Source organism: Azospirillum sp. BE72 (genome assembly GCF_031455875.1).
GTDB lineage: Bacteria > Pseudomonadota > Alphaproteobacteria > Azospirillales > Azospirillaceae > Azospirillum.
Genome location: NZ_JAVDTO010000002.1, coordinates 969,389 through 986,735, shown reverse-complemented (window position 1 = coordinate 986,735; position 17,347 = coordinate 969,389). Strand labels below are relative to the sequence as shown.

The 17,347-nt window shown below is 67.3% G+C and carries 17 protein-coding genes; 8 read left to right on the top strand and 9 right to left on the bottom strand.

What is annotated here, in order from left to right:
- Positions 1 to 4: 4 nt before the first annotated feature.
- On the bottom strand, positions 5 to 850 hold the full coding sequence (locus J2Y49_RS10690) for a BglII/BstYI family type II restriction endonuclease (RefSeq protein ID WP_310114823.1): 846 nt from the start codon (positions 848 to 850) through the stop codon (positions 5 to 7).
- 190 nt (positions 851 to 1,040) lie between these two features.
- Here J2Y49_RS10690 and J2Y49_RS10685 point away from each other — a divergent pair, with 190 nt between their 5' ends.
- From J2Y49_RS10685 to J2Y49_RS10665, 5 genes are all read left to right on the top strand, one after another.
- On the top strand, positions 1,041 to 4,157 hold the full coding sequence (locus J2Y49_RS10685; protein WP_310114821.1) for a response regulator: 3,117 nt from the start codon (positions 1,041 to 1,043) through the stop codon (positions 4,155 to 4,157).
- A gap of 226 nt (positions 4,158 to 4,383) precedes the next feature.
- Positions 4,384 to 5,235: an electron transfer flavoprotein subunit beta/FixA family protein gene (locus J2Y49_RS10680; protein ID WP_310114819.1), complete on the top strand. Its 852-nt coding sequence runs from the start codon at positions 4,384 to 4,386 to the stop codon at positions 5,233 to 5,235.
- Between the two features lie 25 nt (positions 5,236 to 5,260).
- Positions 5,261 to 6,340, top strand: a complete 1,080-nt coding sequence (locus J2Y49_RS10675) for an electron transfer flavoprotein subunit alpha/FixB family protein (RefSeq protein ID WP_310114817.1) — start codon at positions 5,261 to 5,263, stop codon at positions 6,338 to 6,340.
- Between the two features lie 28 nt (positions 6,341 to 6,368).
- Positions 6,369 to 7,670 carry an FAD-dependent monooxygenase gene (locus J2Y49_RS10670; protein ID WP_310114815.1) on the top strand — a complete coding sequence of 434 codons (1,302 nt, stop codon included), beginning with the start codon at positions 6,369 to 6,371 and terminating at the stop codon, positions 7,668 to 7,670.
- On the top strand, positions 7,667 to 7,960 hold the full coding sequence (locus J2Y49_RS10665) for a ferredoxin family protein (RefSeq protein ID WP_310114813.1): 294 nt from the start codon (positions 7,667 to 7,669) through the stop codon (positions 7,958 to 7,960). The genes J2Y49_RS10670 and J2Y49_RS10665 overlap by 4 nt, the downstream gene beginning before the upstream one ends.
- Before the next feature lie 202 nt (positions 7,961 to 8,162).
- Here the strand turns inward: J2Y49_RS10665 and J2Y49_RS10660 are convergent, their stop codons facing one another.
- On the bottom strand, positions 8,163 to 8,567 hold the full coding sequence (locus tag J2Y49_RS10660; protein WP_310114811.1) for a response regulator: 405 nt from the start codon (positions 8,565 to 8,567) through the stop codon (positions 8,163 to 8,165).
- A 294-nt stretch (positions 8,568 to 8,861) separates the two neighbouring features.
- Between J2Y49_RS10660 and J2Y49_RS10655 the strand changes: the two genes are divergently transcribed.
- Positions 8,862 to 9,164, top strand: a complete 303-nt coding sequence (locus J2Y49_RS10655) for a hypothetical protein (RefSeq protein WP_310114809.1) — start codon at positions 8,862 to 8,864, stop codon at positions 9,162 to 9,164.
- A 57-nt stretch (positions 9,165 to 9,221) separates the two neighbouring features.
- Here the strand turns inward: J2Y49_RS10655 and nifW are convergent, their stop codons facing one another.
- The 6 genes from nifW to J2Y49_RS10625 all read right to left on the bottom strand — a co-directional run bounded on the left by nifW (position 9,222) and on the right by J2Y49_RS10625 (position 14,435).
- Positions 9,222 to 9,557: a nitrogenase-stabilizing/protective protein NifW gene (gene nifW, locus J2Y49_RS10650; protein ID WP_310114807.1), complete on the bottom strand. Its 336-nt coding sequence runs from the start codon at positions 9,555 to 9,557 to the stop codon at positions 9,222 to 9,224.
- Between the two features lie 13 nt (positions 9,558 to 9,570).
- Complete coding sequence (gene cysE, locus J2Y49_RS10645) at positions 9,571 to 10,395, bottom strand: serine O-acetyltransferase (RefSeq protein WP_409017830.1); 825 nt, start codon at positions 10,393 to 10,395, stop codon at positions 9,571 to 9,573.
- A 23-nt stretch (positions 10,396 to 10,418) separates the two neighbouring features.
- Positions 10,419 to 11,540 (bottom strand): homocitrate synthase, encoded by a 1,122-nt coding sequence (gene nifV, locus J2Y49_RS10640; RefSeq protein WP_310114803.1) that lies wholly within the window; start codon positions 11,538 to 11,540, stop codon positions 10,419 to 10,421.
- A gap of 283 nt (positions 11,541 to 11,823) precedes the next feature.
- The gene (gene nifS / locus J2Y49_RS10635; protein ID WP_310114801.1) at positions 11,824 to 13,029 is read right to left on the bottom strand and encodes a cysteine desulfurase NifS; all 1,206 of its coding nucleotides are present in this window, start codon (positions 13,027 to 13,029) and stop codon (positions 11,824 to 11,826) included.
- A 15-nt stretch (positions 13,030 to 13,044) separates the two neighbouring features.
- Complete coding sequence (gene nifU / locus J2Y49_RS10630) at positions 13,045 to 13,968, bottom strand: Fe-S cluster assembly protein NifU (RefSeq protein ID WP_310114799.1); 924 nt, start codon at positions 13,966 to 13,968, stop codon at positions 13,045 to 13,047.
- Between the two features lie 71 nt (positions 13,969 to 14,039).
- On the bottom strand, positions 14,040 to 14,435 hold the full coding sequence (locus J2Y49_RS10625; RefSeq protein WP_310114797.1) for an iron-sulfur cluster assembly accessory protein: 396 nt from the start codon (positions 14,433 to 14,435) through the stop codon (positions 14,040 to 14,042).
- 322 nt (positions 14,436 to 14,757) lie between these two features.
- Between J2Y49_RS10625 and J2Y49_RS10620 the strand changes: the two genes are divergently transcribed.
- On the top strand, positions 14,758 to 15,270 hold the full coding sequence (locus J2Y49_RS10620; RefSeq protein ID WP_310114795.1) for a hypothetical protein: 513 nt from the start codon (positions 14,758 to 14,760) through the stop codon (positions 15,268 to 15,270).
- Positions 15,271 to 15,415: 145 nt separating this feature from the next.
- Here J2Y49_RS10620 and J2Y49_RS10615 read toward each other — a convergent pair whose 3' ends face one another.
- Entirely contained in the window at positions 15,416 to 16,546 is a 1,131-nt protein-coding gene (locus J2Y49_RS10615; RefSeq protein ID WP_310114792.1) for an alkene reductase, read from the bottom strand.
- Between the two features lie 135 nt (positions 16,547 to 16,681).
- Here J2Y49_RS10615 and J2Y49_RS10610 point away from each other — a divergent pair, with 135 nt between their 5' ends.
- Positions 16,682 to 17,347 (top strand): TetR/AcrR family transcriptional regulator, encoded by a 666-nt coding sequence (locus J2Y49_RS10610; RefSeq protein ID WP_310114790.1) that lies wholly within the window; start codon positions 16,682 to 16,684, stop codon positions 17,345 to 17,347.

Below are 17,347 nucleotides of genomic sequence, written 5' to 3'. Positions count from 1 at the left end.
CCCCTCACCAAAGATCGTCCTCGTCCTCCGCCGCGGTGTCGACGTCGAAGGTCGCCGTCTGGCGGACGACCGGGTGGCTGTCCTTCCACTCCTCGAAATCCGACACCAGCGCCGGGCGGATGCCCAACGCCAGCACCGGGCAGCCGCCGCCGCGGCCGGCATCCAGCCGGTAGAGCAGCTTCTTCATCCAGGTGGTGCTGGCGCCGTACTTGTTCTGGAAGTTCTTCATCTCCACCCGCCGCGCCACCTCGGTGAACAGCGGGATCAGTTCGGCGCTGCGGGTCAGCAGGACGCCGGCGTTGATGATGCCGCATTCGTAGAAGGTGCGGGCGGCGTAGAGATCGCGGTCGAAGGTCTGGTCCTTGCTGTTCCATTCCAGGTCGAAGGACACCCGCCCCTTCACGAAGTCGATCTTGTGGCCGTCGATGAAGCCGTTGACCTTGTACAGCTCCTCGCGCTGGCGCTGCTCGGTCACGGTCTGGCCGCGGTTCTTGCCGGCGACGCGGCGTTTTTCCTCGTGCGTCACGATCATCTTGGTGATGAACAGGTCGCCGCGGATGCGCGTCTCGTTCCAGCCCAGCGGGTTCAGCATCCGCTCCATCGTCTTGGCGATCTGCGACTTGTTGCCGCCGGACGCCACGATGTCCTCGGTGCGGATGCGGAACTCCATCAGCCGCTCGGTGATCTCGCGGAACTCGGGCGTGCAGGCATAGGCCAGGATGCGGGCCGCGTTGCGGTAACTGTGCACCTCGTACAGGTCGAGGAAGCCCGGCGGGAACAGGTCGCCCAGGTCGGGATCCCGCGCCTCGATCAGCGGGGCCTTGTCGTGGATGCAGGCAAGCAGGTTCATGACGGCACATGCGCGATGGAAAACGGCGCCACCATGGCGGCTGCCGCCCGGCAAATCCACCCTTTCCGCCTGATGGTTGCCGCCTCATGGCGCCGATCGGGGGCCGAACTGGCGGCCTTTCCCGCACCTATGATAAGGTCGCCCGCGCGCCGGGGTGGAAAAAGCGCGGCAAGTTCGCCGGGGGACCGTGATGAGCGACGAATTCCTGTTCGCGGAGGAGGAACCCGCCGTCGAGGTGGCGGCCGAGGCTGCCGAACCGGTCGAACCCTGGCTGATCCTGATCGTCGACGACGACCCCGCCATCCATGCCACCACCAAGATGGTGCTGCGCGGCTTCACATTCGAAGGACGCCCGGCACAGTTCCTGTCGGCCGCCACCGCGGCGGAAGCCCGCGGGGTGCTGCGCGACAACCCGGCCATCGCGGTGATCCTGCTGGACGTCGTGATGGAATCGGACGATGCCGGCCTGCGGCTGGTCCGCTACATCCGCAGCGAGTTGAGCAACCGCCGGGTCCGCATCATCCTGCGCACCGGCCAGCCGGGGCAGGCGCCGGAACGCGACGTCATCCTCAGCTACGACATCAACGATTACAAGTCGAAGACGGAGTTGACGGCGCAGAAGCTGTTCACCTCCGTCGTCGCCGCGCTCCGCGGCTATCAGGACATCACCGCGATCGAGGACCACCGCGAGGGGCTGGAGCGCATCCTCGACGCGTCATCCACGCTGCTGGGCAAGCGGACGATGGCGGAGTTCGTGCGCCATGCCGTGGCGCAGATCGTCGGCGTCTTTCCGCCGGCCAATGGAATGACTTTGGGCGGGGTGGCGCTGGTCAACCGCCTGTCCGATGGCCTGTCCGATGGGCCGCGGCCGGCGGAGCCGCTGGTGCTGGGCGGTGCCGGCCGCCATGCCGGGATGGAAGGGACGCCGCTGTTCCTGGCCCTGCCGGACGAGGCGGTGCAGGCGGTGACGGCGGCGCTGGCCGATGGCCGCAACCGGTTCGAGCGCGGGCACAGCGTCCTGGTCTTCCGCTCCGCCACCCGGCGGCACGACACGGCGATCTATCTCGGCCATGGGCGTGCGATGACCGCGGACGAACGGCGGCTTCTGGAGGTGTTCTGCGCCAAGGTCGCCATCGGCTTCGACAACGTCCACCTCTATGAGGAACTAACCGAGTTGAACCGCAGCCTGGAAGGCCAGGTGGCGGAACGCACGCGCGACCTCGTGGCGGCGCGCGAAGCGGCGGAGGCGGCACGGTCGGAGGCGGAGGCGGCCAACCAGGCGAAGTCGCTGTTCCTGGCCACCATGAGCCATGAGATCCGCACGCCGATGAACGGCATCCAGGGCATGCTGGAACTGCTGGAGCACACCAGCCTGACCGGGGATCAGCGCGAACTGGTCACCGTGGTGCGGGAATCGGCCGGTGCCCTGCTGACCATCATTAACGACATCCTGGACTTTTCGAAGATCGAGGCCGGGCGGCTGGACCTGGAACGGGTGCCGGTCGCACTGGCCGGCGTGGTGGAGGGGGTGGCCGACACGCTGGCCCCCGGCGCGCGGGCCAAGGGCCTGTCGCTGGTCACCTATGTCGATCCCGACCTGCCGGCGGCGGTGCTGGGCGATCCGGTGCGCATCCGGCAGGTGCTGTTCAACATCGCCGGCAATGCGGTGAAGTTCACCCAGTCCGGTTCGGTCACGGTGCGGGTGGAGCTGGCGCATTTCGACGGCGACCGCGTCATCATCCGGGTGGCGGTGACCGACACCGGCATCGGCATCTCGCCGGAAAACCAAGTCCGCCTGTTCCGCCCCTTCACCCAGGCGGAGGTGTCGACCACCCGCCGGTTCGGCGGCACCGGGCTCGGTCTGTCGATCTGCCGGCGTCTGACCGAACTGATGGGCGGCGACATCGGCGTCACCAGCGAACTGAATGTCGGCTCCACCTTCTGGTTCACCTTCGCGGCCGATCTGGTCCCGGCGGAGGATGAGGCCTGCCTTCAGCGGGCGCCGCTGCAGGGTGTGACGGTGCTGCTGCTGGCGGCGGATGCGGAGGAGCGCGGCTTCCTTGCCCGCTACCTGAACGCCGACGGCGCCCAGGTGGTGGAGGCCGCCGATGCCGACGCGGCGTTGCGCTCCTTGCTGCCCACTGCCGCCTGCGACGTGCTGGTCTCCACCTTGGGTACCGACGGCGCGGCGCTGGACAGTGACCCGCGTGGCCGGGTGCGCGGCCGCGTGCTGATCGGCGGCGACGCGCTGACCGCCGGCGATACGGCCGCGCTCGGCTCATCAGCGGTTGGGGCCGGCGCCGGAACCGTCGTCCTCGGCCGGCCGGTGCGGCGGACCGGCCTGATCCGCGCCGTCCTGGCCGCCGCCGGACGCATGCCGGCAGGGGAGGGCGGACGGGCCGACCTGCAACCGAAACCGGAGCCCGCCGCTCCCGCCGCCGGCCGGCGCCGGCTGCCTTCGGTGGAGGAGGCGCGGGCGCAGGGCCGCCTGATCCTGGTGGCGGAGGATCATCCGACCAACCGGCAGGTGATCCAGCGCCAGCTCGCCTTGCTGGGCCATGTCATGGAAACGGCGGAGGACGGCGCCCAGGCGCTCGCCCTGTGGCGGGCCGGCGGCCATAGCCTGCTGCTGACCGACTGCCAGATGCCGGAGTTGGACGGCATGGAGTTGGCACGCAGCATCCGTGCGGCGGAAGCGGCCGGGGGAACTCCCCGCCTGCCCATCGTCGCCATCACCGCCAACGCGACGGAAAACGAAGCCCAGCTTTGCCTGCTCGCGGGCATGGACGACACGCTGGCCAAACCGGTCAGCCTTGCCGACCTGCGCCGCGTGCTCGACCGTTTCCTGCCGCCGGACGGTCACGCGGAAGGCTGGGCGGAGGAGGAGCCCGACGAGCAGGCCGCCCTGCCGCCGGAGGCCGTCGAGGCTTCGCCGGAGGCCGTCGGGGCTCCACCGCCGGTGCCGCAGGCGGCCGACCTGCCGCCGCTCGACATGGATGCGCTGACCGCGCTGTTCGATGGTGACGCCGATTTCGTCCGCCATCTGCTGGGCGAGTTCGTCACCTCCAACCGCACCTCCCACCGTTGGCTCATCGATGCGTTGGCGGGCGAGATCTGGGACGAGGTGCGGCAGGCGGCCCATAAGCTGGCGGGATCCTCGCGCACCGTCGGCGCCCGCGATCTCGCCGCCGCCGCGGACGCGGTGGAGATGGCGGTGATCGACCGCCGGCTGGACGGCATCGCCGCCATGGTCGCCCGCGTCGGCATCGAGCTGGACCGCGTCGTCGGCCATATCGAAGCGGTCTGATCTCCTACCCGCGCGGGCTGTAACGAACCCGACATGGCAGCCCCCTTGTCGCCTTTGCGACAAGGTCGCGGTGCATCGCGCCTTCGAAAAACTCTGAACCTTTCCCGTGGCTTGGCCGGTCTCCGCCGGCTGGCACGCCGCTTGCTGTCCTGGGTGTATCCCGGCCCGGTGCCGGCCCCAAACCCACATGCGCGTCACAGCGAGAGCGGAAGCCAAGGAGAACGGGATGCACATCGTCGTCTGTATCAAGCAGGTGCCCGACAGCGCCCAGATCCGCATCCATCCCGTCACCAACACCATCATGCGGCAGGGCGTGCCCGCCATCATCAACCCCTTCGACCTGTTCTCGCTGGAAGAGGCGCTGCGGCTGAAGGACAAGGTCGGCGCCCGCGTCACCGTGCTGACCATGGGGCCGCCGATGGCGGAGACCTCATTGCGCAAGGCGCTATCGCTGGGGGCCGACGACGCGGTACTGCTGACCGACCGCAAGTTCGCCGGGTCCGACACGCTGGCGACCTCCTACGCCCTGACCTCCGCCATCCAGAAGTTGGCGGAGGAGGAGCCGGTCGACATCGTCTTCTGCGGCAAGCAGACGGTCGACGGCGATACCGCGCAGGTCGGCCCCGGCATCGCCACCCGCCTTGGCTTCGAGCAGCTGACCTACATCACCAAGATCGAGGATCTGGACATCGCCTCCAAGGAGATCGTGGTGCAGCGCCGCTCCGAAGGCGGCGTGCAGGTGCTGAAGACGAAGCTCCCCTGCATGATCACCATGCTGGAAGGCACCAACACCATCCGCTTCGGCAAGATGGACGACCTGTTCCGCGCCGCCCGCTACGAGCTGAAGACCTGGAGCCGCGACTTCACCGGGGCCGAAGAGGGCCGCGTCGGGCTGAAGGGTTCGCCGACCGTGGTGTCGAAGGTCTTCGTGCCGAAGCCGCGCGCCGAGAAGGCGAAGATGATCGTCGCCGACGCCGACACCCCTGATGCGCAGGCCGCCGCTGCCATCGACGCCATCTTCGCCGCCCAGCCCAAGCTGGCCGGCGACCTGCTCGCCCGCGCCGCGGCCGGGCTTTGACGATCCATCCGCGGGAGACCCGACGATGAGCGAACCGAGCAAGCCCCAGGGCCGCAAGTTCCAGCTTCCCGAACACCTGAAGGTTTACAAGAACGTCTGGGTGATCGTGGAGCAGGAGCGCGGCATCGTCCATTCCGTGTCGCTGGAACTGCTGGGCGAAGCCCGCAAGCTGGCCGACAAGCTGGGGGTGGAGGTGGGTGCGGTGGTCCTGGGCGCCGAGAGCCCCGACCTGAACCGCATCTGCGGCGACGCCATCAGCTATGGCGCCGACATCGTCTACAAGGTGACCGACCCGGCGCTGGCCGACTACCGCACCGATCCCTATTGCCGCGTCATGACCGACGTGGTGAACACCCACAAGCCGGAGATCGTGCTGCTGGGCGCCACCACGCTGGGCCGCGATCTGGCCGGCGCCATCGCCACCACCCTGGCGACCGGCCTGACCGCCGACTGCACCGAACTGGACATCTACGCCGACAACCGCTCGCTGGCCGCGACCCGGCCGACCTTCGGCGGCACGCTGCTCTGCACCATCCAGACGCTGGCCTACCGGCCGCAGATGGCGACGGTGCGCCCGCGCGTCATGGCGATGCCGGAGCGTGACGACAAGCGCACCGGCCGAGTCATCGAAATCCAGCCGGACCTGCGGGAAGAGGACATCGTCACCAAGGTTCTGAACTTCATCGCCGACCGCGAGCAGAACGAGGCGCAACTGGCCTTCGCCGACATCATCGTGTCGGCCGGCAAGGGGCTGGGCAAGGTCGAGAACATGAAGCTGGTCTTCGACCTCGCCAAGGTGCTGGGCGCCGAAGTCGGCGTGACCCGTCCGTTGGTCCAGGCCGGCTGGGCCACCAACGACCGTCAGGTCGGGCAGACCGGCAAGACGGTGCGGCCGAAGCTCTACATCGCCGCCGGCATTTCCGGCGCCATCCAGCATCGGGTCGGCATGGAGAAGTCGGACCTGATCCTGGCGATCAACACCGATCCGAATGCGACGATCTTCGACTTCGCCCATCTCGGGCTGGTCGGCGACGCGCTGAAGATCCTGCCGGCGCTGACCGACGCCTTCGGCCGCCGCCTCTCCGTCAACCGCATGGCCGGCTGACCGCCGGACGAGAAAGGAGCCTGTCGACATGGTCGAAAAGTTCGACGCCATCGTCATCGGTGCCGGCCCGTCCGGCAACGCCGCGACCTACACGCTGGCCAAGCAGGGGCTGAAGGTTCTCCAGCTTGAGCGCGGCGAATATCCCGGCGCCAAGAACGTCCAGGGCGGCATCATGTATTCGCATGAGCTGGAGAAGATCATTCCGGACTTCCGGGACGATTGCCCGACGGAACGCCACATCATCGAACAGCGCGTCTGGCTGCTGGGCGACGACAGCTATGTCGGCACCAACTACCGCTCTGAGTCCTTCAACAGCGACAAGCCGAACCGCTACACCATCATCCGCGCCAACATCGACAAATGGTGGGGCGAGCAGATCCGCAAGGTCGGCGGCCTGCAGATCTGCGAGACCACGGTGACGGAGCTGATCCGCGATCCTTCCGGCAAGGTGATCGGCGTGCGCACCGACCGCGAGGGCGGGGAGATCCACGCCGACGTCGTCATCATGGCCGACGGCGTCAACGCCCTGCTGGCCAAGCGCGCCGGCCTTCAGGGCGAAGCGGCGCCGGAGAATGTGGCGCTGGCCGTCAAGGAAATCCTCTTCATCGATCCCGAGCTGATCCAGCAGCGCTTCGGCATCAAGGAGGATGAAGGCGTCGTCATCGAGATCATGGGCAAGGTGACCAAGGGGATGGTCGGCACCGCCTTCCTCTACACCAACAAGGAATCGCTGACGATCGGCATCGGCTGCCTGATCTCCGACTTCAAGAACGGCGATTGCCCGCCCTACAAGATGCTGGAGGATCTGAAGAACCACCCCGTCATCAAGCCGCTGATCGAAGGGGCGGAGATGAAGGAATACGCCGCCCACATGATCCCGGAAGGCGGCTACAAGGCGGTTCCGCAGCTTTACGGCGACGGCTGGATGGTGGTCGGCGACGCCGCCCACTTCAACAACGCCGCCCATCGCGAGGGCTCCAACCTCGCCATGGCCTCGGGCCGGATGGCGGCGGAGACGGTGATCGAGCTGAAGGCCGCCGGCAAGGGCTATACCGCGTCGAACCTGGCAGCCTACAAGAAGAAGCTGGACGACAGCTTCATCATGAAGGACCTGAAGAAGTATCGCGAGCTGCCGGGCATCATGCATGGCAACAAGCAGTTCTTCGGCGCCTATCCCGACGAGATCACCTCCGCGGTCCACAACTGGTTCACCGTGGACAGCGTCGACAAGAAGACCAAGGAAAAGCAGATCATGAAGTCCTTCATCAAGCGCCGCTCGGTGATGGGACTGGTCGGTGACGCAATCAAGCTGGTGAGGGCCGTGCGATGAGCATCATGGTGAAGGTCGAAGAGAAGCTCTATCAGAACCGCTATATCGTCGACGAGAGCCGGCCGCACATCCAGATCAAGAGTGCGGAGGCCTGCCAGAGCTGCGAGAAACAGGCCTGTACCTTCTGTTGCCCGGCCGCCTGCTACAGCAAGAACGAGACCGGCGGCGTAACGTTGGTGACCGATGGTTGCCTGGAATGTGGCACCTGCCGCGTCGTCTGCCAGGACAAGGGCAACATCGCCTGGGACTATCCGCGCGGCGGTTACGGCATCAGCTACAAGTTTGGCTGATCGGTTCGCGTCTGTTGTCTTGCTCCGGAACTGGATGGCCTCCGCGCGGCGACGCGCGGGGGCCGATTTGTTTGGTGGGGAGTGGTTGTCCGATGCCCCCACCCTAACCCTCCCCCGCTGGGCGGGGGAGGGGACAAGTGCTGAGAAGGGAGAGCAGCGGCAGTCCCTCCCCCGCCCAGCGGGGGAGGTTAGGTGGGGGCAATCAGTTCCCCTTCAACACTCTCGCCGCATGGTCCAGCGCCCGCTGCAGTTCCGCCGGGAAATAGGGCTTGCGGACGAAGCCGAAGGGCTCGCAGTCGGCGGCGCGGTGCCGGGTCTCGGCATCGGCGAAGGCGGAGGTGAAGATGCAGCGGATGCCGGTGCGGGCGCGAATGGCCGCGGCGGCTTCGATCCCGTCGCGGGGACCGAGCAGTCGGATGTCCATCATCACGATGTCGGGGCGCAGCCGCTCGGCCGCCCCGATCGCGGCGTCGGCATTGTCCTCGATGCCGATGACGGCGAAGCCCAGCATGCCCAGGACCTCTTCCAAAGCCATGGCGGCGAGACTTTCGTCCTCGACGATGAGGATGCGCAGGGGATGGTCGGAGGCAGGCGTTAGGTCTGTCATCGTACTCGCGCAGGTACTGTCACAAGAATTCTACAGGAGCCACGCAGTCGGCGAACCCAAAAAGCGCAGGATTATGACCAATGGAGCGGTCTGCGCCCGATGCATGGCGCAACGAGCCGGCATGGCCGCAGGTCGGCGCGGTTGCGTGAGGAGAGATCGCACGCCCTTGTTTTTCACCCCGTCGGCGTACCATCTCTATCGCATGGCTGTTTTCAGGACCAAACATCGCGGACCTGCGCGCGTCCCTTGCGGACCATTGGCGGGGCCGCGCCCCATTCCATGAGGAGGACGGCGATGGACCTGCGTGTCTGTTTCGAGAATATGGAGAACGTCAACGTCAACGACGCGGCGATGATGAAGCACTACGCCCGGAGCTATCTGGCGGATTTCGACCCCGAATGGGCCGGATTCATCATGCTGCCCCACGACGAGACCATGCGCGCGACGATGGAGCCCGCCTGGCAGGTTCTGATCCGCGATGCCACGCCGCGGACGGAGCAGGAGCTGCTGCGTTACATCGACGAGAATCCGATGGCCGCCTACCATGTCCATGTCTATCGGCGCGATGACGGCCCCAACGAGAGCAAGATCCACTGATGGCAAAGGGGGCGCGGCCGGCGCCCCCCTCCCGTCAATGTCAGGGGTGCGGGCGGCTCAGCCGACCGGCGACCCCAGCAGGCTATCCAGCGGGACGAAGCGGTCGGCCATCTTGCGCGCCTCTTCCTTGTGGACCTTGAAGGTCTTCTCCGCGATGGCGTTGGACACCATGAAATCCTGGTAGGCGCGTTCGAGATGGAAGCGGTAGCGCGCCGACATGCCTTCGTCGTCCAGCCCCTCCATCCCATGGTCCGCCGACAAATAGTCGTGAAAGCGCTGCAGGATGTGCAGGCGGTTCACATTGACCACACGCTGGTCGTAGGTGACGTGGAAGAAGCGCAGGAAGTCTTCCGCGGTTTCCAGATCGTCGAGGTCGTCGGTGAAATCGCTCATCGTCGAAGGCTCCTCACGCGTGCTGCTGGGTGGAAGGGGAGGGGCCGCACCCCTCCTGGTCGCAGATGTTGCCACAAGAGCTGCAGGCCACACCGTCCAAACGTATATCGCGGTGCATATCGTTCAGGCGAAATTCCGACAGGCGGATGTTCTTAGCAGGAAACTGTGACGGTTCGGTTGCGGTGTGGGCTTCCAGCCGGGCTTCGATGCGGTTGATGTGGTCGATCAGGCAGGCGATGGCCTTGCCGACCGGGTCGGGCATCAAATGATGTTCCAGATCGATACCGTGATCCGACAACTGGCGGCCGGACGGATGGCGTTGAGTCTCCGGCCGCACCACCCGGCCGGGGATGCCGACCACAGTCATGCCCGGCGGCACCGGCTTGGTCACCACCGAATTGGCGCCGACCCGCGCGTTGGTGCCGACGGTGATCGGCCCCAGGATCTTGGCGCCGGCACCAACCAGCACGCCGTCCATCAGCGTCGGGTGCCGCTTGCCCTTGGTCCAGGAGGTGCCGCCCAGCGTCACGCCATGATAGAGCGTCACGTCGTCGCCGATCTCCGCGGTCTCGCCGATCACCACGCCGGCGCCATGATCGATGAAGAAACGGCGGCCGATGCCGGCGCCGGGATGGATGTCGATGTTGGTCACCGCGCGTGCGACATAGGACACGAAGCGCGCCGGCCATCGCAGCCCCCGCCGCCAGGCCGCGTTGGCGAAGCGGTACATCACCAGCGCATGGATGCCGGGATAGCAGGTCAGCACGTCGAAGACGTTGCGCGCCGCCGGATCGCGGTCGAACACGCAGGCGACGTCCTCGCGCAGCAGGGCCAGAATGCCCGGAGAGCTTTTGGGCTTGGTCATGTCGCCGCCTCCAGGAAGGCGTGCAGCTCCTCGGGCGTCGGCGGCCGCTTGGCGCGGGTGGCCAGCGCGCGGACGCGCGGCAGCACCGCCTGCGCCGTGGCGTCGTCGCAGGCGATGCCGAGCCGCTCATAGGCCAGCTTCACCGCCGCGGTGCCGGAATGCTTGCCCAGCACGATGCGGTGTTCGCGCCCGACTTCGGCCGGGTCGAAATTCTGGTAGGTGGCGCGGTCGCGCAGCAGCCCGTCGACATGGATGCCGGCCTCATGCGTGAAGACGGCGGCGCCGACGATCGACTTGTTGACGGCGACCGGCCGGTTGGACGCCCGTTCCACCAGATCACTGATGGTGCCGAGCGACCGCGTCTCGACGCCGGTATCGATGTGGTAGAGGTGCTTCAGCGACACCACCACCTCCTCCAGCGGGGCGTTGCCGGCGCGCTCGCCCAGGCCGTTCACCGTGGTGTTGACGTGGGTGGCGCCGCCCAGCACCGCGGCCAGCGAGTTGGCGTTGGCTAGGCCCAGGTCGTCATGGGCGTGGATCTCGATCTCCAGGTCGGTGGCCCGGCGCAGCCGTTCGATGCAGGCGCGCGTCTGGAAAGGGTCGAGCACGCCCAGCGTGTCGGCGAAGCGGAAGCGTCGGGCGCCGGCCGCTTGCGCCACGGTGGCGGCGGCGATCAGGAAATCCATGTCGGCGCGCGACGAATCCTCGCCGCCGACGCTGACCTCCAGCCCATGGTCGCGCGCCTGTTTTACCCGGCGCTCGATCTCCGCCAGCGCCCAGGCGCGGCTGCGCTTCAGCTTCTTCGTGATGTGGATGTCCGACACCGGCATGGAGAGGTTGACGAAGCCGACGTTGCAAGACAGCGCAGCCTTCAAATCGGCGTCGTGCATGCGGCACCACACCATCAGCCGGCCCTTCAGCCCCAGCGCGGCCACGGCGCGGATGCCCTCGCGCTCCTCCTCGCCCATGGCGGGGATGCCGATCTCCTGTTCCGGCACGCCTGCCGCGTCGAGCGCGCGGGCGATGGCGATCTTCTCGTCGAGCGTGAAGGCGACGCCGGCGGTCTGCTCGCCATCGCGCAGCGTGGTGTCGTTGATGGTGGCGAAGGTGGTGGGCATGGGGGCACCTTCTGGGAGTTGTTGCCGCGGGTTGCCCCCACCCCGACCCTCCCCCGCTCTCGGCCGGCCGAAGGCCGGTCCGATCGCGGGGGAGGGGGATTGAGCGCCTGTTCAGGAGGGCGGCGGCAGTTGCCTCCCCCGCCCAGCGGGGGAGGGTTAGGGAGGGGGCATAGAACTTCGCCCCCATCAGAAGTGTCGCAGGCCGGGCCGGGGACCCGCCCCGACGGGGTGTCGTCGGGCGGGGTGCCGGGACGGGCCATCGACCCGGCCTGCGATTCCGGTGTTACGAATAAACGGGTGCGAATTCCTTGGGCTTGCCGGCTTCCTGCTGCCAGTAGGGCGACAGGCTGCGCAGCTTGGCGATGATGCCCGGCACCACGGCGATGACCCGGTCGATCTCCTCCTCCGTCGTTTCGCGCGACAGCGAGAAGCGGGTGGCGCCATGGGCGGCGGTGTAGGGCACGCCCATGGCGCGCATGACGTGGCTGGGCTCCAGCGACCCCGAGGTGCAGGCGGAGCCGGAGGACGCGGCGATGCCGGCCTCGTTCAGCAGCAGGAGGATCGCCTCGCCCTCGATATACTCGAAGGCGATGTTGCAGGTGTTGGGCAGGCGGTTGTCCGGATTGCCGGTGACGAAGCAGCTCGGCACCGCCGCCAGGATCGCCTGTTCCAGCTTGTCGCGCAGCGCCTTCACCCGCGTGTTCTCGTCGCCCATATGGACCAGCGCCAGTTGGGCGGCGGCGCCCAGCCCGACGATGCCGGGCGCGTTCTCGGTGCCGGCGCGGCGCGAGCGTTCCTGATGGCCGCCGCGCAGCATCGGGCGGTAGCGCAGGCCGCGCTTGACGTAGAGCGCGCCGATGCCCTTGGGGGCGTGCAGCTTGTGGCCGGACAGCGACAGCATGTCGATGGCGCTGTCGGCCAGCTTCACCGGGATCTTGCCGACCGACTGCACCGCGTCGGTGTGGAAGAGGGCGCCGACCTCCTTCGCCATGCGCGCCAGTTCCTCCACCGGGAAGATCGTCCCGGTTTCGTTGTTGGCCCACATGATGGAGACGATGGCGACCTGGTCGGACAGCGCCGCGCGGTAGGCCTCCATGTCGAGGTTGCCCTTGTTGTCCACGGGAATGCGGTGGACCTTGTAGCCGCGCTTCTTCTCCAGATACTCGCAGAGCGCCAGCACGCCGGGGTGTTCGACCACGCTGGTGACGATCTCGCGCTTCTTCGGATAGGCCTCCAGCGCCGACAGGATGGCGGTGTTGTCGCTCTCCGTCCCGCCGGAGGTGAAGACGATCTCGCTGTCATGGGCGGCACCCAGCAGGGCCTGGACTTGGCAGCGCGCCCATTCGATCTTGCCGCCCACCGCGGCGCCGAAGCCGTGCATGGAGGAGGCGTTGCCGAAATGCTCGGTGAAGAGCGGCAGCATCTCCTGCAGCACGTCCGGATCGACGCGGGTGGTGGCGTTGTTGTCGAGGTAAATTCCCTGGCTCATGGCTTGGCGCTCCCCTTAGCCCGCATGGGCCGGCATGAGGGACGCGGGCTTGACCCGCACGAACTCGCCGAGCTTCTCGACCAGCTTCATCTGCACGCCCATCATCGTGCCGGCCGACTGCGAACAGCCGGAACAGGCGCCGGTCAGCCGGACGTAGATGTCCTTGCCGTCGATGTCGACCAACTCCACGTCGCCGCCGTCGCGCTGAATCTGCGGGCGCATCTCCTCGATGGCGCTCATGATCACCTGCATGCGCTGGACATTGGTCAGCTTGGGCGCCGCGGCCGGTTCGGCCTTGGGTTCCAACGGCTTGATGGCGTCGAGGCCAACGGTGCCGGGGGCGTGCTTCTTGGCGGGCTTCAGGGCGCCGGTCTTCGCCAGCACCTCCTCCAGCACCTCCTCGATCTTCTCGTGGCAGGTCTGGCAGGAGCCGCCGGCCTTGGTGTAGTGGGTGACTTCCTCCAGCGTGGTCAGGCCGTTGACGCTCACCGCGCGCTCGATCATGGCGGCGTCGATGCCGAAGCATTTGCAAACCAGCTCGCCTTCCTCATGGTCGTCTTCCCACGCCTCGCCCTTGTAGTTGGCGATGGCGGCGCGCAGCGCCTCCGCACCCATGACGGAGCAGTGCATCTTCTCCGGCGGCAGGCCGCCCAGATACTCGGCGATGTCGCGGTTGGTCAGGGTCAGCGCCTCGTCCACCGTCTTGCCGATGATCATCTCGGTCAGCGCCGAGGAGGAGGCGATGGCTGAGCCGCAGCCGAAGGTCTGGAACTTCGCATCCAGGATGATCTGGGTGTCGGGATCGACCTTCAGCATCAGACGCAGCGCGTCGCCGCAGGTGATGGAGCCGACCTCGCCGACCGCGTTGGCGCTGTCCAGGACACCGGAGTTCTTCGGGTTGAAGAAGTGTTCCTTGACCTTGTCGGTGTAGTTCCACATGTCGCTGCTGCCTTTCCGTGGGGTGCGCGCCTAGGGGAAGAGTGTCCGGGAAGATCCGTCCGGGGGCGAATTCAGTGAGTCGAGTAGGGGGCCGACGACCCGCAGCCTGACGAGGTGGTGGAGCAGGAGCCGCCACCCTCACCGCCGGCCGAGAAGGACTTGCCGCAGCCGCAGCTGCTGGTCGCGTTCGGGTTGTCGAACTTGAAGCCGGAGCCCTCGATGCCCTCGACGAAATCGACCACCACGCCGCTGAGGAAGGGCTGGCTGTTGGCGTCGACGAAGATGGTGACGGGGCCGAAGCTGAGCACCGCGTCGTCGTCGCCGGCCGCCGCCTCCAGCCCCATCTGGTATTTCAGGCCGGCGCAGCCGCCGTCGGTCACGGCGATCCGCAAGCCGGCCGCCGCACCGCCCGACTTCGCCAGGACCTGTTCCAGGGTGGAAACCGCCGCATCCGTCAGAGTCACCATGTCCCGCCTCCTCAAGCCGCGTTGCCGGGGGTGCCGGCCGATCTGACGAGACGTAGAGCAAGGGGTGTGCCAAACGGGCAAAGCGTTGATTTTCAACGATTGTCTGGTCGGGACGGCATGGCAACAGTCCGACAAAGTTCCGCACACGAACCATTTTGTCGGGTTTGGCGCGTGTCGCCTTTGCGACAGCCGCGACACTTCGCCGCACAAAAATATTGTGGTCTTTTGCCGTGCCCGCGCGCGTACCATGGGACGTCGTCGGTGCGCCGGATGGTTGATTTTCTCAACAGAAAATCCAGGCAGCGGAAAGGCGAGGGAAGCGATGAGCGACGAACCGATCGAACTCAGGATGTCGAACGGCCGCATGGCCTTCGGCGACGTGCCCGAACAGATCGACGAACTGTTGCAGGAGGCGGTGAAGGCCCGCGACGTGCCGGAGATCTGCGAGTCGCTGCTGTGGGAGGCGCATCGCAAGGGGCCGCGGGTGCTGCCGGTCTTCTATGCGCTCTACAAATTCTACTTCAACCGCAAGAAGCTGGCGGAAGCGGAGCGGGTGGCCCGCATCGGGCTGGATGCGGCAGCCCTGCAGGGCGGCTTTCAGGCGGACTGGTCGCAGCTGACCGCGGGCTCCACCGACTGGACGGCGGCCGGGCCGGCGCGCTTCTTCCTGTTCACCATGAAGGCGCTGGCCTTCATCGAACTGCGCCGCCACAACCGCGACAAGGCGCTGGCGATCCTCGCCAAGATGGCGGAAATCGACCCGGCCGATCAGGTCGGTTACGGCACCATCGCCGCCTTGGCCCGCGGACTGGACGGAGAGGGCGGGGCGGCGTAGAGGCCGGCTCCACAAAAAAAGCCCCCCGGCCCAGGGGGGAGCCGGGCCGGGGGCAGCGGGGATTTGCGTCTCACGACGCTCTCACGACGCGCTCTCACGTCGAGAGCAATTGCGGCCCCGCCGGGGCAGGGAGGCCGCAATCCGGTCAGGCGGCGACGGATTCCAGGGCCGGATAGTCGGTATAGCCCTTGGCGTCGCCGCCGTAATAGGTGGTGCGGTCCGGCTCGGCCAGCGGCGCATCGGCACGGAAGCGCACGGGCAGGTCCGGGTTGGAAATGAAGGCCTCGCCGAAGCTGACCGCGTCGGCCTCACCCTTGGCAAGTGTGGCGTCGGCATCGCCGCGGCTGTAGCCGCCATTCAGGATGAACGGACCCTTGAAGGCGGCGCGCAGGGCGGACGCCACATGCGGCGCCCCTTCCGGCGGAGCCATGTGGTGGCCGGGCCGTCCCTCGATCACATGCAGATAGGCGAGGTTGAAGGGGTTCAGCGCCTTGGTGATTGCCAGGAAATGCGGCAGCGGGTCACTGTCCTTCATGTCGTTGAACACACCGGTCGGCGACAGGCGGACGCCGATGCGGTCAGCGCCGACGGCATGGGCCGTGGCCTCCAGGATCTCCAGCAGGAAGCGGCAGCGGTTCTCCACCGTCCCGCCATACTGGTCGTTGCGGGTGTTGGTGCTGTCGCGCAGGAACTGGTCGATCAGATAGCCGTTGGCCGCGTGGATCTCGACGCCGTCCAGGCCGGCATCGAACACCGCGCGCTTGGCGGCATCGGCGAAATGGCGGACCAGACCAGGGATCTCGGCGGTTTCCAGGGCGCGCGGCACGGGGAAGGGCTCCATGCCGGCACCGGTGTAGAGTTGGCCCTTCGCCGCGATGGCCGAGGGGGCGACCGGGGCGGCGCCGTTCGGCTGGAAGCGCGGGTGGGAAATGCGGCCGACATGCCAGAGCTGGGTGACGATCCGCCCACCGGCATCGTGCACGGCGTCGGCCACCGCGCGCCAGGCCAGCGTCTGGGCGTCGGTGTGGATGCCCGGCGTGTTGGGATAGCCCTGGGCGGTGTCGCAGACCTGCGTCGCCTCGGTGATGATCAGCCCGGCCGAGGCGCGCTGCGCATAATATTCGGCGGTGAGCGCGGTCGGGCAGTTGCCTTCACCGGCGCGGCTGCGGGTCATCGGCGCCATGACGACGCGGTTCGGCAGCTCGATCGCGCCGAGGCGCAGTGGGGTGAACAGATCCGGAGCGGCGGTGCTGTGCGTGTCGATGCTCTGCGGCATGGCGGGACTACCCCCTGTTGGGCAAATCGGCTTGTATGTATGTGAGTACATACTTGAACCGGAGCCTGCCGCTTGTCAAGTATGTATCTGCATACTTATTATCGAACCGGCGGCATCACGGGAGAGGAACGGGTTTTGGACGCAAGCAAGGATGCGGACGGCTGTTGCCCCGGCAACGGCGCCAGTGACGGAGCCTGCGAGGGCGGGGCGCGCAAGCGCGACCGGGCCGCGACCGAGGGCGCATTGCTCGACGCCGCCAAGCTGGTGTTCGCCGAGCGCGGCTTCGACGCGGCGACGACGCGCGAGATCGCCGGGCGGGCCGGGGTCAACGAACAGCTGATCCAGCGCTATTTTTCAGGGAAGAGCGGGCTGCTGCTGGCAGTGGTGGAGCGTTATTGGCGGGAGGAGTCGGGTGGCTGCCACCTGCCGCCGCCGGACGAGGATCTGGAGACCGACCTTGCCCGCTTCCTGCACGCGCAGTTGAAGCACAGCTGGGAATGCCGCGACTTCACCCGCGTGGTTCTGGCTCGGGCCCTGGTCGATCAGGCGGTTGCCGACGAGATGGCCCGCACCCTGTCGCAGAGCCGCATTCCCTGCCTGCTCAAGCGGCTGGAGGGGTTCCGCGACCGCGGTGCCATCGCCGCCGACGCCGACCTCGCCAATGTGGCGGCCGGCATCGCGACCCTCAGCTTCGGATTGGGATTCCTCGATCAGGTGGTGTTCGGCCGCGACGACGCCGGCATCTGCGCCATGGTCGGCACGCTGGCCCACACCATCGCCCATGGCCTGACGCCGCGGTAA